This is a genomic window from Thermodesulfobacteriota bacterium (assembly GCA_036482575.1).
Taxonomy (GTDB): domain Bacteria; phylum Desulfobacterota; class GWC2-55-46; order GWC2-55-46; family JAUVFY01; genus JAZGJJ01.
The window spans coordinates 1-3,679 of sequence record JAZGJJ010000104.1 but is presented as its reverse complement, the minus strand read 5'-3'; the positions used below and the strand labels follow the sequence as shown (position 1 = coordinate 3,679).

Here is a 3,679-nt window from a genome sequence, read left to right as displayed (position 1 = left end):
AGTATACCCTGATCCCCCTCTCCGAGATATCAAGGACGTCGTGGATATGCTCCCCGTCTATGTGGAGAACGGGCCTTTCCGCGCGGGGGTACTTTAACCTCAGACACTCTCTCTTTTCATCATCTTTTTTTTCTTCAGCCATCCTTTAAACCTCCTGAAGTAAGCTAAGTAGTAATGCACCTACCCTAAGCTATACATCATCTCGGGAGTAATTTCAAGTACTTTTCTTCTACCCCCCCCCAGGGGGGTAGAATTCGCACCCCGGGACCGAAGTGTGACTGTCGGGAAAAAAATCCCAACCCGCATAACCCCCTTCATAGTGTTATTAAATTGCAATAGCCGTGCCAAAAAGTTGTGGGAGGTAACTGGAGGAAAACCTTTTATAAATCAAAGGGGTACACCCGGGGTATCCCTGAAAGATGTAGGGCCTTCGTAAAACAAAAGTATGGATTTTCGAACGTTCATAAAAATTCCCGAATCGCCCCCACCGCCCCCTCCCCCACGCATTTTTGGATGGCAAAAAGGGGTTGTGTGTGCTAAGCTGAATGGATTAATTATCCTTCAAAAAACAGAAAGCACCCCCATGGAGACATTGGAAAAAGAAAGAAAAAAAGGCAAGGAAACCGGTAAGGAAAGCGTCTCCGCCAGCTACGACGCCAAGTCCATAAAGGTCCTCGGCGGGCTCGAGGCCGTAAGGAAACGGCCCGCCATGTACATCGGCTCCACCGGGCCCACGGGGCTCCACCATCTCGTCTACGAGGTAGTGGACAACTCCATCGACGAGGCGCTGGCCGGCCACTGCAAGGAGATCTCTGTCGTAATCCACACCGACAACTCGGTCACCGTCACCGACGACGGCCGCGGCATCCCGGTAGAAAAGCACCCCGTAAAAAAGAAGCCCACCGTCGAGGTTGTCCTGACCGAGCTCCACGCAGGCGGAAAGTTCGAGAGCAAGGCATACAAGGTCTCCGGCGGCCTCCACGGCGTCGGCGTTACCGTGGTGAACTTCCTCTCCGAACGGCTCGAGGTGGAGATAAAGAGGGGCGGCAAGGTCTACCAACAGAAGTACGCGACGGGCAAGTCCACCGGCCCCTTGAATGTCGTCGGCAAGACGAAGAAGTCCGGCACCCGCATAACGTTCATGCCCGACACGAAGATATTCGAGACGACCGACTTCAGCTTCGACACACTGAGCCAGAGGCTCCGGGAGCTCTCGTTCCTGAACGCCGGGGTGAAGATATCCATAGAGGACGAGAGGACGGAGAAGTCCCACGTCTTCCAGTATAAGGGCGGCATAGTAAGCTTTATCGAGCACCTTAACAGGAACAAGACTCCCGTCCATCCTAAGATAATCTACGTCTCCGGCGAGAAGGAAGGGATCCATCTGGAGATGGCGCTCCAGTGGAGCGAGACCTACAACGAGAACGTCTTCTCCTACGCCAACAACATCAGCACCACCGAGGGCGGCACCCACATGGTGGGCTTCAAGTCGGCGCTGACGAGGACCATAAACGCATACGCCTCCGGGAAGAACCTCCTGAAGGACTTTAAAAACCCGCTCCAGGGCGACGACGTCCGGGAGGGGCTTACCGCCGTCATAAGCGTAAAACTCCCCAACCCCCAGTTCGAGGGGCAGACCAAGACAAAGCTCGGCAACTCCGAGGTCGAGGGGCTGGTAAAGTCGCTCGTAAACGACCATCTCGGGACCTTCCTCGAGGAGCACCCGCCGGTTGCCAAAAAAATTATCCAGAAAGCGCTCGACGGGGCCAGGGCCAGGGAGGCGGCAAAGAAGGCCAAGGACCTCATAAGACGCAAGGGCGCGCTCGACTCGGCGGCACTTCCGGGAAAGCTCGCCGACTGCCAGGAGACGAACCCCGCGCTCTGCGAACTCTTCATCGTGGAGGGCGACTCCGCGGGCGGCTCGGCCAAGCAGGGCCGCGACAGGAAGTTCCAGGCAATACTGCCGCTCCGCGGAAAAATACTTAATGTCGAGAAGGCCAGGCCCGACAAGATGCTCTCCAACGAGGAGATACGGACCATGATAACCGCGCTCGGCTGCGGTATAGGCAAAGACGACATCAACCCCGACAAACTACGCTACCACCGGGTCATAATAATGACCGACGCCGACGTGGACGGCTCTCACATAAGGACGCTGCTGCTCACTTTCTTCCACCGCCAGATGCCTTTCCTCTGCGAAAAGGGCTACCTCTACATAGCCCAGCCCCCCCTTTTCAAAGTAAAAAAGGGGGGGAAAAAGGCCGGACGCTACATAAAGGACGAGCCCTCTCTCGAGGACTTCATATTCGAATCGGTACAGGAAGAGATCGAAGTAACGCCCAAGGGGAAGAAGGCGCCGCTCAAGGGCGATGCCCTCATCTCGCTCTTCAAGAAGATGGCGAGGTTCCAGTTCATACTCGACAGGCTCGGCAGGCGCAGCAAGGACCCGGACATAATGGCGGCACTCGCGCTCGAGGATAATTTCACCGCGGAGTCACTAAAGAAAGAGAAGACGCTGAAACGCCTCTTCGACAACCTGAAGACCTACATTAAGGCGTTCCATCCGGAGATAATGCCGGTTGAGTTCAAGACCGGGAAGGACCCCGAACACGAAAGCCTCACCATAAGCTGCTCCACCAGGCGCAGCGGTGCCCCGGTCGAGACCTTAATCGATACGGAACTCCTCGAACTCCCTGAGTTCCAGGAGCTAAAGAATATCGGCAAGAAACTCACCTCACTCGGCGAGCCGCCGTTCCGCATCAAGGGCAACGGCGGCGACATAACGGTTAACACATTCGGAGAACTCATGGAGCGTGTGCTGGAGATAGGCAAAAAAGGCCTTGCCATACAACGCTACAAGGGGCTCGGCGAAATGAACCCCGACCAGCTCTGGGAGACGACGATGGACCCGGAGAAAAGGGTGCTCCTGAAGGTGATGGTCGAAGACGCGGTGGCCGCCGACGATACCTTCACGAGGCTCATGGGAGACCAGGTCGAGCCCCGGCGGAAGTTCCTCGAAAAGCACGCCCTCGAAGTGGTGAACCTCGATATCTAAAGGCCGTTGCCCGTTATCCGTGGTCCGTTGTCCGTAGAAGGATAAATTCTTCATTACTGTCCCCTCCTTTCAAAAAAAAAGGGGAAGGTCAATTATCGTCCATGCCAAAAGAAAAAACTCAAAAAGTAGGACTCTACGTAGACGCGGCCAACATAACCCGTAACGGCGGCTACGGCATGAGGTTCGACGTCCTCCGGGAGTTCGCCTGCCGCGACAGCGGTGAGGCCATAAGGCTCAACTCGTACGTGGCCCACGACGAGGACCGCGCCAGGAAAGACTACGACTACAAGGAGAGGACGCTTAACTTCTACTCCGCGCTCCGGGACTTCGGCTTCAAGGTGATCGAGAAGAAGGTCTCCTGGTACGTGGACGAGGCGGGCAACCGGTTCGGCAAGGCCAACGCGGACCTTGACATGGCCGTTGACGCGCTCCTCCAGTCGGAAAACCTCGACCGCGTGATGCTCGCCACGGGCGACGGGGACTTTATCCAGGTCGTACGCGCCCTACAGAACAAGGGCTGCCGGGTGGAGGCGGTCGCCTTCCAGAACGTCTCCTCGCTCCTGAAGCGCGAAGTCGACCTCTACATGTCGGGCTACCTCGTGCCGAACCTCCTGCCAATAGATG

At 56.4% G+C, this 3,679-nt stretch carries 2 protein-coding genes; both read left to right on the top strand.

Annotated features, from left to right (window positions below; genetic code table 11):
- Window positions 1–592: 592 nt before the first annotated feature.
- Window positions 593–3,055: a DNA topoisomerase (ATP-hydrolyzing) subunit B gene (gene gyrB / locus V3W31_04500; protein ID MEE9614200.1), complete on the top strand. Its 2,463-nt coding sequence runs from the start codon at window positions 593–595 to the stop codon at window positions 3,053–3,055.
- 101 nt (window positions 3,056–3,156) lie between these two features.
- A partial coding sequence (locus tag V3W31_04495; GenBank protein ID MEE9614199.1) for an NYN domain-containing protein occupies window positions 3,157–3,679 on the top strand: 523 nt, incomplete at its 3' end.